The organism is Actinoplanes sp. CA-131856 (genome assembly GCF_050956135.1).
Taxonomy (GTDB): Bacteria; Actinomycetota; Actinomycetes; order Mycobacteriales; family Micromonosporaceae; genus Actinoplanes.
Genome location: NZ_CP191849.1, coordinates 9,486,994 through 9,503,454, shown reverse-complemented (window position 1 = coordinate 9,503,454; position 16,461 = coordinate 9,486,994). Strand labels below are relative to the sequence as shown.

Here is a 16,461-nt window from a genome sequence, read left to right as displayed (position 1 = left end):
GGGCCACGCCGCAGCCAAGACATGAGTCTAAGAGCGGTTGGTCCCCATCGACCGGCCCTCGATCCAGTACGCCAGGGTGTACGTGTTCTCCTTGGTCGCGCCTTCGCGGGCTCGGGCCACCGACCGTACGGCCTTCAGCGAGCCCGACTCGCCGGCCGCCCACACCTGATGGCCCGGCTTCACCAGCGGTCGTACGGCTGTGGCCAGCGACCCTGTGCCCTCGCGCTCGCAGTGGTGCACCGTCAGGCGCGGGTGCTCGGCGAGCGGGAAGCCGGCGGCGTCCTCCAGCAGCACCTCGACCTCCGTGGTGGGTGGCAGCGTGCGGAGGATGCCGTTGATCGCCGGCACCGATGACGGGTCGCCGATCAGCAGCACGCCCGGTGTCCCCGTGGCGAGCCGGAACGGGGCCGAGCCTAGGGAGACCACGGCGACCTTCGTTCCCTCCTCGGCCGTGGCGGCCCAGGACGAGGCCGGGCCGGCCGGCTCGTGGAGCAGGAAGTCGACGTCGATCGTGCCGGCCTTCTCGTCGGCGCCGGCGATCGTGTAGGCCCGCTGGTACTCCCGCTTGCCGCCGTCGGGGTCGGGGATCCAGAAGCGCACCCAGGCCGCCGGCTCGGGGCGGACCTTCTCCAGCAGCGTCGGCGCCTCGAAGCTGAGTCGCAGGTAGTGCGGCGTCAGCTCGCGCCTGGCGGTCAGCGTGAGCACGTGATCGCGGCCGCCGAGCACCTTGAGGACGGCGCCTTCCCATCCGCGCGCCATGGGACGCCACCACCTTCCGCTTCTAGGGGAGGTAAGGCTAACCTAAGTCGCGATGAGGGGGAAGCCGACGAATGAGGCCCCGCACCGGGACGGTGCGAGGCCTCGTTCTGCCGTGCGAGCCTTACTCGGGGACCCGGCGGTACGCGCCGTCGCTCGCGCTGGTCGCCATCGAGGCGTAGGCGCGCAGCGCGGCCGACACCGGGCGCTGGCGGTCGACCGGGGAGTACGGCTTGGGGCGCCGCTCCTCCTCGTGCCGGCGCTGGGCCAGCTCGTCGTCGTGGACGTTGAGCGTGATGCTGCGGCCCGGGATGTCGATGGTGATCTCGTCGCCGGTCTGGACCAGCGCGATCAGGCCGCCGGCCGCCGCCTCGGGGGAGACGTGGCCGATGGACAGGCCGCTGGTGCCGCCGGAGAAGCGGCCGTCGGTGATCAGCGCGCACGCCTTGCCGAGGCCGCGGCCCTTGAGGAAGCTCGTCGGGTAGAGCATCTCCTGCATGCCGGGCCCGCCCTTCGGCCCCTCGTAGCGGATGACCACGACGTCGCCCTCGACGACCTGCTTGCCGAGGATGCCCTCGACCGCGGCGTCCTGCGACTCGAAGACGCGGGCCGGTCCGGTGAACTTCCAGATCGACTCGTCGACGCCGGCCGTCTTGACCACGCAGCCGTCGGGCGCGAGGTTGCCGAACAGGATGGCCAGGCCGCCGTCGACCGTGTAGGCGTGGTCGACCGAGCGGATGCAGCCCTTCTCGGCGTCGGTGTCGAGCGTGGCCCAGCGGTTCTCGGTGCTGAAGGGCTGGGTCGTACGGACACCGCCCGGAGCCGCGTGGAACAGCTCGAGTGCCTCGGGCGACGGCGATCCGCCGCGGATGTCCCACTTGTCGAGCCAGGTCGACAGATCGGGCGAATGGACGGACCGGACGTCTTGACGAAGCGAGCCGCCGCGGTTGAGCTCACCGAGCAGGGCCGGGATGCCGCCGGCCCGGTGCACGTCCTCCATGTGGTACTTCGGGCTGTTCGGGGCGACCTTCGACAGGCAGGGCACCCGGCGCGAGATGGCGTCGATGTCGGCCACGCTGAAGTCGAGCCCGGCCTCGCGCGCGGCGGCCAGCAGGTGGAGAACCGTGTTGGTCGAGCCGCCCATCGCCACGTCGAGAGCCACGGCGTTCTCGAAGGCCGACCGCGAGGCGATGCTGCGGGGCAGGACCGTCTCGTCGTTCTTCTCGTAGTAGTCACGAGCGATCTCGACGATCAGCGAACCCGCCTTCTCGAACAGCGCCTTGCGGGACGCGTGCGTGGCCAGGGTCGAGCCGTTGCCCGGCAGGGCCAGGCCGATCGCCTCGGTCAGGCAGTTCATCGAGTTGGCGGTGAACATGCCGGAGCAGGAGCCGCAGGTCGGGCAGGCCGAGCGCTCGATGGTGTCGAGCTGGGCGTCGGTCACCTTCTCGTTGGCGCTCGCGCTCATGGCGTCGACCAGGTCGAGCTTCTCGTGCACGATGCCCTCGATGGCGACGGTCTTGCCGGCCTCCATCGGGCCGCCCGACACGAAGACGGTCGGGATGTTGAGCCGCAGGGCGGCGATCAGCATGCCCGGCGTGATCTTGTCGCAGTTCGAGATGCAGACCAGGGCGTCGGCGCAGTGCGCGTTCACCATGTACTCCACCGCGTCGGCGATCAGCTCGCGGCTGGGCAGCGAGTAGAGCATGCCGCCGTGGCCCATCGCGATGCCGTCGTCGACCGCGATCGTGTTGAACTCGCGGCCGACGCCGCCGGCCTGGGCGATGGAGTCGGCGACCAGTCCGCCGAGGTCCTTGAGATGCACGTGACCCGGTACGAACTGCGTATAGCTGTTGGCGATGGCCACGATGGGCTTGCCGAAGTCGTCGTCGGTCATCCCGGTGGCGCGCCAGAGGGCACGCGCGCCGGCCATGGTCCGACCGTGGGTCGAGGTCCGGGAACGCAGGTCAGGCATCCCCTCATAGTGCCACTGGCCGGGACGTAAACGGTCCATGACGTCCACTGCTCGGGATTCTGGGCCTCGATAAATCGATCGAGATCAGGCAGAGTGTCTCCGTGCAATCACCGTCCGGCGTGGAGCTGGCGGGACTCTTCGGCCTTCTGGTCGCGGTCCCGGCCGTCGCATTGCTGGGCAATTCCGGCCGCCGGCACACGGGAGCGGCCCGCCGGGCCCACCTGATCCTGGCCGCCGGCGGGGCCATCGCGACCGCCGCCGCGCTGGCCGGCGTGATCAGTGTGCTGATCACCACTGCCTCGCCGCCCCGGCTGGGTCTCGGCACCGCGGTGGCCGTCGGCACCGCCCTCGGCATCCTCCTGCTGCTGGTCGGCACGGCCGTCCTGCCCGGCGCCGCCGAGAGCCCCGGCGTGGCCGTCCGGCGCATGCTCGACGGGCTGGTGGTCGCCGCCGCCATCTGGTTCGTGGCCTGGGTGCTGCTCAGCGAGCCGACCCGCGTCCTGGGCGACGCGACCCCGATGGCCTGCCCGTCGGTGCTGGTGCCGGCCGCGTTCGCGGTCATCTCGCTGGGCCTGACCATCGTGCTGGCCATGCACGCGCACCGGCCGCGCCTGATCACCGTGCGGGTGGCCACCGGGGTGACCGCTGTCGCGTTCGCCGCGGTCGCGATCGCCTCGGGCATCTGCCAGGACCACGACGGCGTGCTGCTCGGCGGCGCGCTCCTGCTCCCGGCCGGGCTCTTCGTGATCGCCCGGGCCGTCGAGGTGGCCGACCGGCCGGTCCAGGTGGTCGGCGACGTCGCCGACCGCAGCAACACGGCGTACGCGTTCGTGCCGATGGGCGCCATGGTCGTCGCGCTCGGCTTCCACCTGGCTCAGGGCGGAGAGTTCACCCTGTACGGCTACTTGGGCGCCGCCGTGGAAGGACTCGCCCTGGTCACCCGCCAATGGCTGGCCCTGCGGGACGTACGCCGGTACACGCTCGAACTGCGGCGGCGCGAGGCGCACTTCCGCGAGCTGGCGCACACCGATCCGCTGACCGGGCTGGCCAACCGGCGCGGGCTGCGCAAGGCGCTGCTCGACGACGAGGAGCCGCAGGTGCTGGTCGGCATCGACCTCGACGGCTTCAAGACGGTGAACGACATGCGCGGGCACGACGTGGGCGACGCGGTGCTGGTCGAGGTGGGCGAGCGGCTGCGCCGCAACCTGCTCGACGGCGACGTGGCGGCCCGGCTCGGCGGCGACGAGTTCGCCGTGCTCATGCGGGGCACGGCCGACGAGGCCATGCTGACGGCGCATCGGCTGCTGGCGGTGCTGTGTGAGCCGTACGAGGTCGATGGTGGCTCGGTCTTCCTCTCGGCCAGCCTCGGCGTGGCCGACACGGGCGAGCTGATCCGCGACGCCGACCTGGCCCTGCGGTACGCGAAGCAGCGCGGCAAGAACAGGGTCGAGCGCTACCAGGCCCGCTACGACGAGTTGCTGCGCCGCCGGGGCACGCTGGAGAGCGAGCTGCGCCACGCCATCGACCGCGACCAGCTGCGCCTGGTCTTCCAGCCGGTGGTGGCGCTGCCGTCGATGCGCCCGGTCGGGGCCGAGGCCCTGCTGCGCTGGCACCATCCGACCTTGGGGGCCGTACGCCCGGACGAGTTCATCCCGGTCGCCGAGGAGTCCGGGCTGATCAACCGGATCGGGGCCTGGGTGCTGGAGCAGGCCGTCATCCAGCTCGCCGACTGGCTGTCGAAGGGCCACGACGTCTGGGTGTCGGTGAACCTCTCGCCCAAGGAGCTGCACGCTGTCGACTACGCCGGCCAGGTCGCCGACGTGCTGGCCGAGCACGGCGTGCCGGCCCAGCGGCTGGTGCTCGAGGTGACCGAGCACGCGGTCGCCACCGACATGGAGGAGCTGATCAGCCGCCTGGCCGAGCTGCGGGCCACCGGCGTGCGGATCGCCCTCGACGACTTCGGCGCCGGATATTCGTCGCTGGGCCAGCTCCGCACGCTGCCGGTCGACATCCTCAAGATCGACCATGCCCTGGTGGCCGAGCCCGAGTCGCGCACCGGCACGGCGGCGCCGCTGGTCGACGTCGTGGTCCGCATCGGGCACCGGCTCGGGCTCGAGGTGCTGGCCGAGGGCATCGGCACGCCATCGCAGCGGGCCGTGGTCGAGGAGGCGGGCTGCCGCCTCGGCCAGGGGTCGCTGTTCGGCTGGGGCGTGCCCGCCGAACACCTCGAGGCTCAGCTCCAGACCCTGCGCACCGGCACCCGCGCGCTGCCCGCGCCGCCCAAGCCGGCGCCGCCGAAAGACCAGCCCGCGCGCAGCCAGGTGGTCGCCCTCGGACCGGGGATGCGGCAGCTCAGGGCCGTGTTGCCGACCGATCCGGCGTTCGGCGCCCGAACGGGTGAGCCCTCCGAGTGATCAAAATATGGGATCAGTTGACTCACCGCGTGAGATGGGGGAAGGTGTTTCCCATGTGCTTCGCGTCCCGAGTACTTATGTGAGCGCACTCCCGTCGGCTGATCGGCCGACCCGAGTGCGCTAGGTCCCGTGCTTCCCGCACGAGGGCCTTTTTTGTTGCTCAAGTACCGGACCGACTGACCCGTAAAGGTTTGTGAGTAGCCATGACGAGACCCACACCTGAGACTCTCGCCCACCGAGCCAACCCGGCCACTGTCGCGGCGGCCGCCTCCGCCTCGGCCGTAGCCTCCCCGGTCCCCACCTCGGGCGCCGGGTCGCTCGTGCGGTCGCTGGAAGCGCTCGGTGTGGAGGTCGCGTTCGGCATTCCCGGCGGCGCGATCCTTCCGGCGTACGACCCGCTCTACGACTCCAAGGTCCGCCACATCCTGGTGCGTCACGAGCAGGGCGCCGGACACGCCGCGACCGGGTACGCCCAGGCCACCGGCAAGGTCGGTGTCTGCATCGCGACCAGCGGCCCGGGCGCGACCAACCTGGTGACCCCGATCGCCGACGCCTACATGGACTCGGTGCCGATCGTCGCCATCACCGGCCAGGTCGCCCGCCCGGCGATCGGCACGGACGCCTTCCAGGAGGCGGACATCCAGGGCATCACCCTGCCCATCACCAAGCACAACTTCCTGGTGCAGACGGCCGAGGAGATCCCGCGCATCCTGGCCGAGGCGTTCCACCTGGCCGCCACCGGCCGTCCCGGCCCGGTCCTGGTCGACATCCCCAAGGACGTGCTCCAGGCGCAGACCACCTTCACCTGGCCGCCGGCGCTCGACCTGCCCGGCTACCGTCCCACGCTGCACCCGCACGGCAAGCAGATCCGCGAGGCGGCCCGGCTGATCGCCGCGGCCAAGCGCCCGGTGCTCTACGTGGGCGGCGGCGTGCTCAAGGCCGGCGCCACCGACGGACTGAAGAAGCTGGCCGAGATGACCGGCATCCCGGTCATCACCACGCTGATGGCGCTCGGCGCCTTCCCCGACTCGCACCCGCAGCACCTGGGCATGCCGGGCATGCACGGCACGGTCCCGGCGGTTTACGCGCTGCAGAAGTCCGACCTGCTGATCACCCTGGGCGCCCGCTTCGACGACCGGGTCACCGGCAAGCTCGACTCGTTCGCCCCGGACGCCAAGGTCGTGCACGCCGACATCGACCCGGCCGAGATCGGCAAGAACCGGCACGCCGACGTCCCGATCGTGGGCGACGCCCGGCACGTGATCGACGAGCTGATCGCCGCGGTCTCCGTTTCGGCGCCCGACGCCGGGCGGTACGAGTCGTGGTGGGCCACCCTCAACGACCTGCGCGAGCGCTACCCGCTGGGCTACGACGAGCCGACCGACGGCACGCTCGCCCCGCAGTACGTGATCGAGCGGATCGGGCAGCTGGTCGGCCCGGACGCGATCTACGTGGCGGGCGTGGGCCAGCACCAGATGTGGGCCTCGCAATTCATCAAGTACGAGAAGCCGGCCACCTGGCTCAACTCGGGCGGCGCCGGCACCATGGGCTACGCCGTCCCGGCGGCGATGGGCGCCAAGGTCGGCAAGCCGGACACCCCGGTCTGGGCGATCGACGGCGACGGCTGCTTCCAGATGACCAACCAGGAGCTCGCGACCTGTGCCCTCGAGGGCATCCCGGTCAAGATCGCCGTCATCAACAACGGCAACCTGGGCATGGTCCGGCAGTGGCAGACCCTGTTCTACGACGGCCGCTACTCGAACACCGAGCTGGGCACGCACAAGCACCGCATCCCCGACTTCGTGAAGCTGGCCGAGGCGCTGGGCTGCATCGGGCTCCGGTGCGAGTCGAAGGACGACGTCGACAAGATCATCAAGCAGGCCATGGAGATCAACGACGCCCCCGTGGTCATCGACTTCACGGTCGGCAAGGACGCCATGGTGTGGCCGATGGTCCCGGCCGGCACCAGCAACGACGAGATTCTGTTCGCGCGGGACGTTCGTCCCTCCTTCGACGAGGACGACCTCTGATGAATAGGCACACCCTTTCCGTGCTGGTCGAGAACAAGCCGAGCGTGCTCGCGCGAGTGAGCGGCCTGTTCTCCCGGCGCGGCTTCAACATCGACTCCCTGGCGGTCGGCGAGACGGAGAACCCGGACGTCAGCCGCATCACGATCGTGGTCAACGCCGACTCCTCACCCCTGGAGCAGGTGACCAAGCAGCTCAACAAGCTGGTGAACGTCCTCAAGATCGTGGAGCTGGACCCGCAGCAGTCGGTCCAGCGTGAGCTCCTGCTGGTCAAGGTGCGCGCCGATCGCGCGCAGCGCAGCCAGGTGCTCGAGACGGTCGAGTTGTTCCGGGCCCGAGTGATCGACGTCGCTCCGGACACCCTCACCATCGAGGCCACGGGCAACCCCGACAAGCTTGACGCGTTGCTGCGCGACCTCGAGCCGTACGGCATCAAAGAGATGGTCCAGTCGGGCCTCGTGGCCATCGGCCGCGGCTCTCGCTCCATCACCACCGGCCCGGCGCTCCGCGCCGCCTGATTTCAAGGATTGCAGAAATGACCGCGGAAGTTTTCTACGACGACGACGCCGACCTCTCGATCATCCAGGGCAAGAAGGTCGCCGTGATCGGGTACGGCAGCCAGGGCCACGCCCACTCGCTGTCGCTGCGTGACTCGGGCGTCGAGGTGGTGGTCGGCCTCAAGGAGGGCTCCAAGAGCCGGGCCAAGGCCGAGGAGCAGGGCCTCGAGGTCAAGACGCCGGCCGAGGCGTCGGCCTGGGCCGACGTGATCATGCTGCTGGCGCCGGACACCGCGCAGCGCAAGATCTACGCCGAGTCCATCGCCCCCCACCTGACCGCGGGCAAGGCGCTCTTCTTCGGGCACGGCCTCAACATCCGGTTCGAGCTCATCAAGCCGCCGGCCGACGTGACGGTGGCCATGGTCGCCCCCAAGGGCCCGGGTCACCTGGTCCGCCGCCAGTACGTGGACGGCAAGGGCGTGCCGTGCCTGGTCGCCGTCGAGCAGGACCCGACCGGCGAGGGCCTCGCGCTCGCCCTCTCCTACGCGAAGGCGATCGGTGGCGCCCGGGCCGGCGTCATCAAGACCACCTTCAAGGAGGAGACCGAGACCGACCTGTTCGGCGAGCAGGCCGTGCTCTGCGGCGGCACCGCCGCCCTCGTGCAGACCGGCTTCGAGGTGCTCACCGAGGCCGGCTACGCCCCGGAGATCGCGTACTTCGAGTGCCTGCACGAGCTCAAGCTGATCGTCGACCTGATGTACGAGGGCGGCATCTCCCGCATGCGCTACAGCGTGTCGGATACCGCCGAGTTCGGTGACTACGTCAGCGGCCCGCGGGTCATCAACGCCGAGACCAAGGCCGAGATGAAGCGGATCCTGGCCGACATCCAGTCCGGCGAGTTCACCCGCCAGCTGATCGAGGACGACGACAACGGCCGCCCGCTGCTCACCAAGTACCGCGAGCAGGGCGCCAACCACCCCATCGAGGTCACCGGCCGCAAGCTGCGCGACATGATGAGCTGGGTCGACCGGCCCATCACCGAGACCGCCTGATTCGGCGCTAAAAAGCCCGGCCCCCGCAAATGGGCCGGGCTTTTTCTTTACCGAAACAGCTCTGTTACACGGCATTTACGTGCGGTCATGTGGATAAAGATTCACGCGGGTAACCTCGCGACATGAGACTGGCTGATTCTTTTCGGAGTGAGCGTTTCGGGGCGGTCCGGATCCATGAGCTCCAGAGGGTCATCGAGCTGGATTCCGGCAGCTCGGAGGCGTTGCGCGCGGTCGAATCACAAATGGTCGTCGTCGTTCCGTGCATGAATGAGACACGCTCGGTCATCGAGGGTGTCCTATCCGGAATTCCGCACGACTGCCTCATCGTGCTGGTCTCGAACAGCGACCGTCAGCCGGTCGACCGATACGAGATCGAGGCGCAGACCGTCGAGCAATTCTGCCGGCTCGCCGGTCGCTCGGCGATCACCGTGCACCAGCGCGACCCCGGCGTGGCCGCGGCCATGAAGGCGGCCGGCATGCCCGAGCTGATCGACGACGACGGCCTCGTGCGGGCCGGCAAGGGCGAGGCGATGCTGCTCGGCATGGCGCTCGCGGCGATGACCGGCCGTCAGCACATCGGCTATGTGGACGCCGACAACTACGTGCCCGGGTCGGTGCACGAATACTGCAAGGCCTACGCGGCCGGCCTGGCGCAGGCCGATTCCCCGTACGCCATGGTCCGGATCTCCTGGCATTCGAAGCCCAAGCTGCGCGACGGCCGGCTGTTCTTCAGCCGTAAGGGCCGCAGCTCCCAGATCACCAACGAGTGGCTCAACCGCTTCCTGGCCGAATATTCGGGGTTCGGCACCGAGGTGATCGCCACCGGCAACGCCGGCGAGCACGCGATGACCCTCGAGCTGGGACTGAAGCTGCGGATCGCCGGTGGCTTCGCCGTCGAGCCGTACGAATATCTGGATCTGTTCGAGCAGTTCGGCGGCGTGCTGGAGAGCACCGACCCGGACGTGATGGCCAGCTCGGTGCCGGTGTTGCAGATCGAGACCCGCAATCCACACTTCCACGACAACAAGGGCGAGGAGCACGTGCAGGGCATGCGGATGCAGGCTCTCAACGTGCTCTACCACTCGCCGGTGACGCTCCCGTCGGTCCGTCAGGCGATCCTCGACTTCATGGTCGAGCAGGGCGCTCTCGGCGTCGGCCAGGAACCGCCCCGCGAGCGCGTCTATCCGCCGGTGGGCACGCTTGACCTGGACCTTCTCTACGACGCGCTGGACGCCGAGGCGCTCAGTTTCCGCCAGCCGGACGGTCTGGCCCTCACCGGGCGGCCGTCGTCGCCGCCGATCGACCGTGCGTCGATACCACGGAGGGTGGCTTGACGATTACCATCGCGGGCATCATCTGTCCGCAATGGAGGGAGCCGCATGGCGCCCGTCGTCCTGATCGCCGAGGAACTAGCGCCGTCCGCCGTCAGTGTTCTCGCCCACGACTACGACGTGCGGGCGGTCGACGGCGCCGACCGTGACGCCCTGCTGGCCGCGGTCGGCGAGGCCGACGCCCTGATCGTCCGGAGCGCCACCACGGTCGACGCCGCGGTGCTGGCGGCCGGCCCTCGGCTGCGCGTGGTCGCCCGGGCCGGCGTCGGGCTCGACAACGTCGACGTGGCCGCCGCGACGGCCCGGGGCGTGCTGGTGGTCAACGCGCCCACCAGCAACATCGTCTCGGCCGCCGAGCAGGCGATCGCGCTGCTGCTCACGGTCGCGCGGCACACCGTCACCGCCTCGACGGCGCTCAAGGCCGGCCGCTGGGAGCGGTCGCGGTTCACCGGCGTCGAGGTGCAGGGCAAGACCGTGGGCGTGGTCGGGCTCGGGCGCATCGGCGTGCTCTTCGCCCAGCGCATGGCCGCTTTCGGGACACGCCTGATCGCGTACGACCCGTACATCCAGCCCGCCCGGGCCGCGCAGCTCGGTGTTCGCCTCGTGGGGCTGGACGAGCTGCTGCGGGAGAGCGACTTCATCTCGGTCCATCTGCCGCGCACCCCCGAGACCATGAACCTGATCGGCGAGAAAGAGCTGGCCAGGATCAAGCCGGGCGTACGGATCGTGAACGCGGCCCGCGGCGGTCTGATCGACGAAGTGGCACTCGCGGCGGCGCTGCGCGACGGGCGGGTGGCCGGCGCCGGCCTGGACGTCTTCGTCACCGAGCCGCTCACCTCGTCGCCACTGTTCGGCTTCGAGAACGTCGTGGTCACCCCGCATCTGGGCGCCTCGACCGCCGAGGCCCAGGACAAGGCGGGGCTGTCGGTGGCCCGCAGCGTCAAGCTGGCCCTGGACGGCGAGTTCGTGCCGGACGCGGTGAACGTGCAGGCCGGCGGGGTGGTCGACGAGGACGTACGGCCGCTGCTGTCCCTGGCCGAGAAACTCGGCAAGGTCTTCACCGCGGTGGCGGGTGGGGTCGCGGCGAGCGTTTCCGTGGAGGTACGGGGTGAGATCGTCTCCCACGACGTGGCGGTGCTCCGCCTCGCCGCCACCAAGGGGCTGTTCACGGCGGTCGTGGACGAGCGGGTGACGTACGTGAACGCTCCCCAGCTCGCCGCCGACCGCGGCGTCGAGGTCGAGCTGGTCGTCAGCGAGGAGCCGTGCGAGCACCAGAACCTGGTGACCGTGCGCGGCGCCCTGCCGGACGGCCGGCGGGTCAGCGTGGCCGGCACGCTGACCGTGACCGGGGTCCGGGAGATCGCCAAGCTGACCGGCGTGGACGACTTCGACCTCGACCTGACCGCCGACGGGGTGCTGCTGTTCTTCCGCTACAGCGACCGGCCGGGCGTGGTCGGCGCGATCGGCACGATCCTGGGCGAGGCCGACGTGAACATCGCGGCCATGCAGGTGGCCCGCCGCACGGCCGGCGGCGAGGCCCTGATGACGCTGACCGTGGACTCGTCGGTCGACGCCGAGCTGCTCTCCGCGGTGGCCTCCGCCATCGGGTCAAGCCGCGGCCACGTCGTCGACCTGCGCGTCAACGGGTCCTGAGCGGAGGCGGATACACCGTGCCGTCCTGGAGGTCGAGCAGGTCGAGGTTGAGCTCGGCGGCCAGCCGCTCGATCGTCTCGAGCACGACGTCCGGGCAGTTCTCGTCCAGCCTCATCTGGATGTGGTCGGCGGCAGCATGCAGCGGCGCGTGCGCCCAGGGGGAGCCGGGCGCCGACGCGCGCGGGCCCCGGTCGGGATAGTCACTGGTCAGGGCGTCATAGAAGGCGACGACACGCGGGTCGGCCGGGCGTTGCGGGTGCTCGCCGCGCGCACAGCGCGCGTTGGCGGCCCGCACGGCGTCCGGCAGGTCCGTCTGGTCCATCGCCCACACCACGAGGTCGAAACTCACCCGGCGCATGCTGCCATCCGCCGCTTGCGAACTACGTTCCCGACACGCGGGGGATGCGTCTTGCGCGTCATTAGTCCGCATCGCTAGCGTTGTCCCTGCCGTGCGATACGACGGTGGGCCCGTCTTCGGGTGACGTGCCCGCTGCCGTGCGTGCGGTTAGGTGTATTTCGGCGGGACCGAGCCACGCGTACTCGTCGCAACAGCCCCTTGGTCGTTTGCCGCGGCCAGGGGGCTGTTGGTGTTTGAACGCTCATTAGGTGGGACTGCTGTACCGAAGATCGGGACTGGCGCGTTAACCTTCGAGGACCCGAACTTGAGGAGTGCGAAGTGAGCGTGGCGCGTATCGCGGTCGTGGCCGGCGACGGCATCGGTACCGAGGTGACCGCGCAGGCTCGCAAGGTCATCGAGACCGTGCTCCCCGGCACCCAGTTCGAGGACTACGACCTCGGCGCCCGCTTCTACAACCGTACGGGCGAGGTCCTTCCGCAGTCCGTCGAGGACGAGCTGGCCGGCCACGACGCCATCCTGCTCGGCGCCATCGGCGACCCCAGCGTCCCGCCGGGCGTCCTCGAGCGCGGCCTGCTGCTCAAGCTCCGCTTCGACTTCGACCAGTATGTGAACCTGCGCCCGTCGAAGCTCTGGCCCGGCACCACCAGCCCGCTCGCGGGCGTGAAGCCCGGCGAGATCGACATGGTAGTGGTCCGCGAGGGCACCGAGGGTCTCTACGTCGGCGCCGGCGGCGTGCTCCACCAGGACACCCCGGCCGAGATCGCCACCGAGGAGAGCCTCAACACGCGGCACGGCGTCGAGCGGGTCGTCCGTGACGCCTTCGCGCGCGCCCAGCGCCGCGACCGCCGCCACCTCACGCTCGTCCACAAGACGAACGTGCTGACCAAGGCGGGCAGCCTGTGGGCGCGCACCTTCAAGGCCGTCGCGGCCGAGTTCCCCGAGGTCACCACGGAATATCAGCACATCGACGCGGCCAGCATGTTCATGGTCAGCAACCCGCAGCGGTTCGATGTGGTCGTGACCGACAACCTCTTCGGTGACATCCTCACCGACATCGCCGCTGCCGTTACCGGCGGCATCGGCATGGCGGCCAGCGGCTCCGTCAACCCGGAGCGTCAGTACCCGTCGACCTTCGAGCCCGTGCACGGCTCGGCGCCGGACATCGCCGGTCAGGGCATCGCCGACCCGGCGGCCGCCATCCTCTCGGCCTCCCTGCTGCTGGAGCATCTGGGCCACCACGACGAGGCCCGGCGAGTATCCGAGGCGGTCGCGGCCGAGGTCGCGTCCCGCACCGCGGGCGCGCCGCTGCGTACCGCCGAAGTCGGCGACCGCGTCGCCGCCGCGCTCTGAGCTTTCCTCAGGGCAGGCAGGCGACCTCTCACCCGCGGTCTCTCTTTTAACGACCGTTCGGGGTAGATTCTTGAAGCACTACGGGTGCTTCCGCATGCCTAAATCTTTGTAGAGAAAGCAGGTCCACCTGTCATGAGTGGTGGTGACAACCTCGATTTCGAGATCCGTCCGAACCCGGCACCCGTGGGCGACGCCGAGCGTTCCGCGCTCCTCGCCAACCCCGGCTTCGGCCGCATCTTCACCGACCACATGGTCACGGTGCGCTACGCGGACGGCAAAGGCTGGTACGAGCCGCGCGTCGAGGCCCGGGCCCCGATCCCGATGGATCCGGCGTCGGCCGTGCTGCACTACGCCCAGGAGATCTTCGAGGGTCTGAAGGCGTACACGCTGCCCGACGGCGGTGTGGCGATGTTCCGCCCGGACGCCAACGCGGCCCGGTTCGCCGAGTCGGCCAAGCGCATGGCGATGCCGCCGCTGCCGGTCGAGACGTTCCTCGAGTCGCTCCACGAGATCATCAAGATCGACCGGTCGTGGATCCCGCAGAGCGACGAGGGCAGCCTCTATCTGCGCCCCTTCGCCTACGCGAGCGAGGTCTTCCTCGGTGTGCGCCCCGCGATGGAATACCTCTACCTGGTCATCGCGTCGCCCGCCGGCCCGTACTTCGCGGGCGGGGTCAAGCCGGTCTCGCTCTGGGTGACCCCCGACTACACCCGCGCCGCCCCCGGCGGCACGGGCGCGGCCAAGTGCGGCGGCAACTACGCGGCCGGCCTGTCGGCGCAGGCCGAGGCGATCGAGCACGGCTGCGACCAGGTGGTCTACCTCGACGCGATCGAGCGCAAATACATCGACGAGCTGGGCGGCATGAACGTCTTCTTCGTCCTGGACGACGGCACCCTGGTCACGCCGCCGCTGACCGGCACGATCCTGCCCGGCATCACCCGCGACTCGGTCATCAAGCTGGCCGAGAGGGCCGGTCACAAGGTGGAGGAGCGCCCGGTCAGCCTGGAGGAGTGGCGCGCCGGGGCCGCCTCCGGCCAGATCCGCGAGGCCTTCGCCTGCGGCACCGCCGCGGTGATCACCCCGATCGGCGTGGTGAAGAGCGCCGACGGCGAGTTCACCATCGCCGACGGCGGCACGGGCGAGGTCACCACCTCGATCCGTAAGCAGCTCGTCGACATCCAGCGCGGCCGCGCCGAGGACCCCTTCGGCTGGGTCCACCGCGTCCTCTGACCGTTCCCTCCGCCCAGGCCCGGCTTTGCTCAGGCCTGGGCGGTCGGCCGCACGACGATCTCCCCGACGTCGACCCGCGCGGGCCGGCTGATCGCGAACGCGATGGCCTCGGCGATGGCTTCCGGCCCGATGGCGAGATCGCCCATCGTGGCGAACCGGGCGCGTACGTCCTCGCTCGCGTCCTCACCGAACCCGGTCCGCACCATGCCGGGCGTGATCAGCGTGACCCGCAGCGAGTCGCCCGCCTCCTGCCGCAACCCCTCACAGATCACCCGGACGGCGGCCTTGGTCGCGGCGTAGACGGCCATGGTGGGCAGGATCCGGATGGCGGCGGTCGACGCCACCGTCACGAAGTGGCCGCTGCCCTGCGCCCGGAAGACCGGCAGGGCGGCCGCGATCCCGTGCAGCACTCCCTTGATGTTGACGTCGACCATGCGGTCCCAGTCGTCCACACGCAACTCGTCGAGCGCCGAGATCGGGCCGGCGCCGGCGTTGGAGACGAGCACGTCCAGCCGCCCGAAGCGCTCTTTCGCGAGGGCGACCAGAGCGTGCAGATCTTCCCGGCGGGTCACGTCGGTGGGCAGGTGGGCCCCGTGGGTCTTCTCGGCCAGTGCGGCCAGCCGGTCGCCTCGGCGTGCCCCGAGCACCACGTGCGCACCCCGCTCGGCGAGCATCACCGCCGTCGCCTCGCCGATACCGCTGCTCGCCCCGGTGATGGCCACTACCTTGCCGTGCATGTCATCAGTCATGAGGCGATTCTGCGACGGCATTAGCCTGGTATCCGAAGCCCATTTATTCTGGTACTGGAGCTGCCATGAATCAGCGCGACGAGCTGGCGGCGTTTCTGCGCAGCCGCCGTGAGCGACTCCGGCCGGCCGAGGTGGGCCTGCCCTCCACCGGCCGCCGGCGCACGCCCGGGCTGCGGCGTGAGGAGCTGGCGCTGCTCTCCGGCATCAGCGCGACCTGGTACACGTACCTGGAGCAGGGCCGGGACGTCCGTCCCTCCGATCAGGTGCTGTCGGCGCTGGCCACGGCCTTGCGGCTGGACGGGTACGAGCGGGAGCACCTGTTCCGTCTCGCCGGGCACGAACCCGCCCCCGGCCCGGCCGCGGAAGAGCGACTCGACCCCTCGGTGGCGGCCGTGCCGTTGCTGTTGGGAACCTGCCCGGCGTACATCATCGGCGCGACCTACGACGTTCTCAGCCACAACCCGGCCGTGCTCGGCCTCCTTCCGGGCCTGGCCGCCACCGGCGCGCCGCCGAACCTCGCCCGGTGGACGTTCCTCACGCCCGAGGCCCGCGACACGGTGGCCGACTGGGCGGTCGAGGCCCGCGCCCTGCTCGCCCGCGTGCGGACTCTCGCCGCGCGGCACCCGGCCGACACCCGGTTCAACGACCTGATCGAGGAGTTCCACGACGGCTGCCCCGAGGTGCGCCGGTGGTGGCGCCACTACGAGGTCGAGCCGCGGCACAGCGGCCGCAAGGGTTTGCGCCGGCCGGACGGTGTCGTGGTCGACTACGCCTACGCCGCCTTCCACCTGGCCGACCAGAGCGAGCAGACCCTGGTGATCTATTCGGATCCGCGCCCCCTGACCAGCGTGTCCTGACCCCGGCTGCGGAAGCGGTGCCACCACCGCCGGCGTGGCGGTACGACCTCGGCGCACGGGAGGGCCGAGCGGGCCTCCCGGCGGGTCACTTCGACGCTCAACACCATCGCCAGCCCATCCATGATTGCCTCCAGTCGATCCCGTTAACGGTCACGTGACCGTTAACGGGATCGTGCTCCTGAGGTTCGGACGGCGTCAAGCGGGTTCGGTCTACG

At 70.2% G+C, this 16,461-nt stretch carries 13 protein-coding genes; 9 read left to right on the top strand and 4 right to left on the bottom strand.

Annotated features, from left to right (window positions below; translation table 11 throughout):
* Nucleotides 1-27: 27 nt before the first annotated feature.
* Nucleotides 28-759 carry a siderophore-interacting protein gene (locus ACQP2X_RS43585; protein WP_498691943.1) on the bottom strand — a complete coding sequence of 244 codons (732 nt, stop codon included), beginning with the start codon at nucleotides 757-759 and terminating at the stop codon, nucleotides 28-30.
* Nucleotides 760-880: 121 nt separating this feature from the next.
* On the bottom strand, nucleotides 881-2,728 hold the full coding sequence (ilvD, locus tag ACQP2X_RS43580; RefSeq protein WP_498691941.1) for a dihydroxy-acid dehydratase: 1,848 nt from the start codon (nucleotides 2,726-2,728) through the stop codon (nucleotides 881-883).
* A 101-nt stretch (nucleotides 2,729-2,829) separates the two neighbouring features.
* On the opposite strand from ilvD, the gene ACQP2X_RS43575 reads away from it, so the two are divergent.
* The 6 genes from ACQP2X_RS43575 to serA all read left to right on the top strand — a co-directional run bounded on the left by ACQP2X_RS43575 (nucleotide 2,830) and on the right by serA (nucleotide 11,702).
* A complete protein-coding gene (locus ACQP2X_RS43575; protein ID WP_498691938.1) occupies nucleotides 2,830-5,142 on the top strand; it encodes a putative bifunctional diguanylate cyclase/phosphodiesterase in 2,313 nt (770 codons plus the stop codon).
* A gap of 203 nt (nucleotides 5,143-5,345) precedes the next feature.
* Nucleotides 5,346-7,172 (top strand): acetolactate synthase large subunit, encoded by a 1,827-nt coding sequence (locus ACQP2X_RS43570; protein ID WP_498691937.1) that lies wholly within the window; start codon nucleotides 5,346-5,348, stop codon nucleotides 7,170-7,172.
* Nucleotides 7,172-7,687, top strand: a complete 516-nt coding sequence (ilvN, locus tag ACQP2X_RS43565; protein WP_097318253.1) for an acetolactate synthase small subunit — start codon at nucleotides 7,172-7,174, stop codon at nucleotides 7,685-7,687. Before ACQP2X_RS43570 ends, ilvN begins: the two co-directional genes overlap by 1 nt.
* A gap of 17 nt (nucleotides 7,688-7,704) precedes the next feature.
* Entirely contained in the window at nucleotides 7,705-8,718 is a 1,014-nt protein-coding gene (ilvC, locus tag ACQP2X_RS43560; protein WP_360242283.1) for a ketol-acid reductoisomerase, read from the top strand.
* Between the two features lie 122 nt (nucleotides 8,719-8,840).
* Complete coding sequence (mpgS, locus tag ACQP2X_RS43555; RefSeq protein ID WP_498691936.1) at nucleotides 8,841-10,052, top strand: mannosyl-3-phosphoglycerate synthase; 1,212 nt, start codon at nucleotides 8,841-8,843, stop codon at nucleotides 10,050-10,052.
* 45 nt (nucleotides 10,053-10,097) lie between these two features.
* A complete protein-coding gene (gene serA / locus ACQP2X_RS43550) occupies nucleotides 10,098-11,702 on the top strand; it encodes a phosphoglycerate dehydrogenase (RefSeq protein ID WP_498691934.1) in 1,605 nt (534 codons plus the stop codon).
* Here serA and ACQP2X_RS43545 read toward each other — a convergent pair.
* Nucleotides 11,689-12,060 (bottom strand): hypothetical protein, encoded by a 372-nt coding sequence (locus tag ACQP2X_RS43545; protein ID WP_379036850.1) that lies wholly within the window; start codon nucleotides 12,058-12,060, stop codon nucleotides 11,689-11,691. The two genes, serA and ACQP2X_RS43545, sit on opposite strands and share 14 nt — an antisense overlap.
* A 318-nt stretch (nucleotides 12,061-12,378) precedes the next feature.
* Between ACQP2X_RS43545 and ACQP2X_RS43540 the strand changes: the two genes are divergently transcribed.
* Together ACQP2X_RS43540 and ACQP2X_RS43535 are read left to right on the top strand one after the other, a co-directional pair.
* The gene (locus ACQP2X_RS43540; protein WP_498691933.1) at nucleotides 12,379-13,410 is read left to right on the top strand and encodes a 3-isopropylmalate dehydrogenase; all 1,032 of its coding nucleotides are present in this window, start codon (nucleotides 12,379-12,381) and stop codon (nucleotides 13,408-13,410) included.
* A 132-nt stretch (nucleotides 13,411-13,542) separates the two neighbouring features.
* The gene (locus tag ACQP2X_RS43535; protein WP_498691931.1) at nucleotides 13,543-14,640 is read left to right on the top strand and encodes a branched-chain amino acid aminotransferase; all 1,098 of its coding nucleotides are present in this window, start codon (nucleotides 13,543-13,545) and stop codon (nucleotides 14,638-14,640) included.
* Between the two features lie 29 nt (nucleotides 14,641-14,669).
* Here the strand turns inward: ACQP2X_RS43535 and ACQP2X_RS43530 are convergent, their stop codons facing one another.
* Nucleotides 14,670-15,389: an SDR family oxidoreductase gene (locus ACQP2X_RS43530; protein WP_498691929.1), complete on the bottom strand. Its 720-nt coding sequence runs from the start codon at nucleotides 15,387-15,389 to the stop codon at nucleotides 14,670-14,672.
* 65 nt (nucleotides 15,390-15,454) lie between these two features.
* On the opposite strand from ACQP2X_RS43530, the gene ACQP2X_RS43525 reads away from it, so the two are divergent.
* Entirely contained in the window at nucleotides 15,455-16,246 is a 792-nt protein-coding gene (locus ACQP2X_RS43525; protein ID WP_498691927.1) for a helix-turn-helix transcriptional regulator, read from the top strand.
* Nucleotides 16,247-16,461 lie beyond the last annotated feature (215 nt).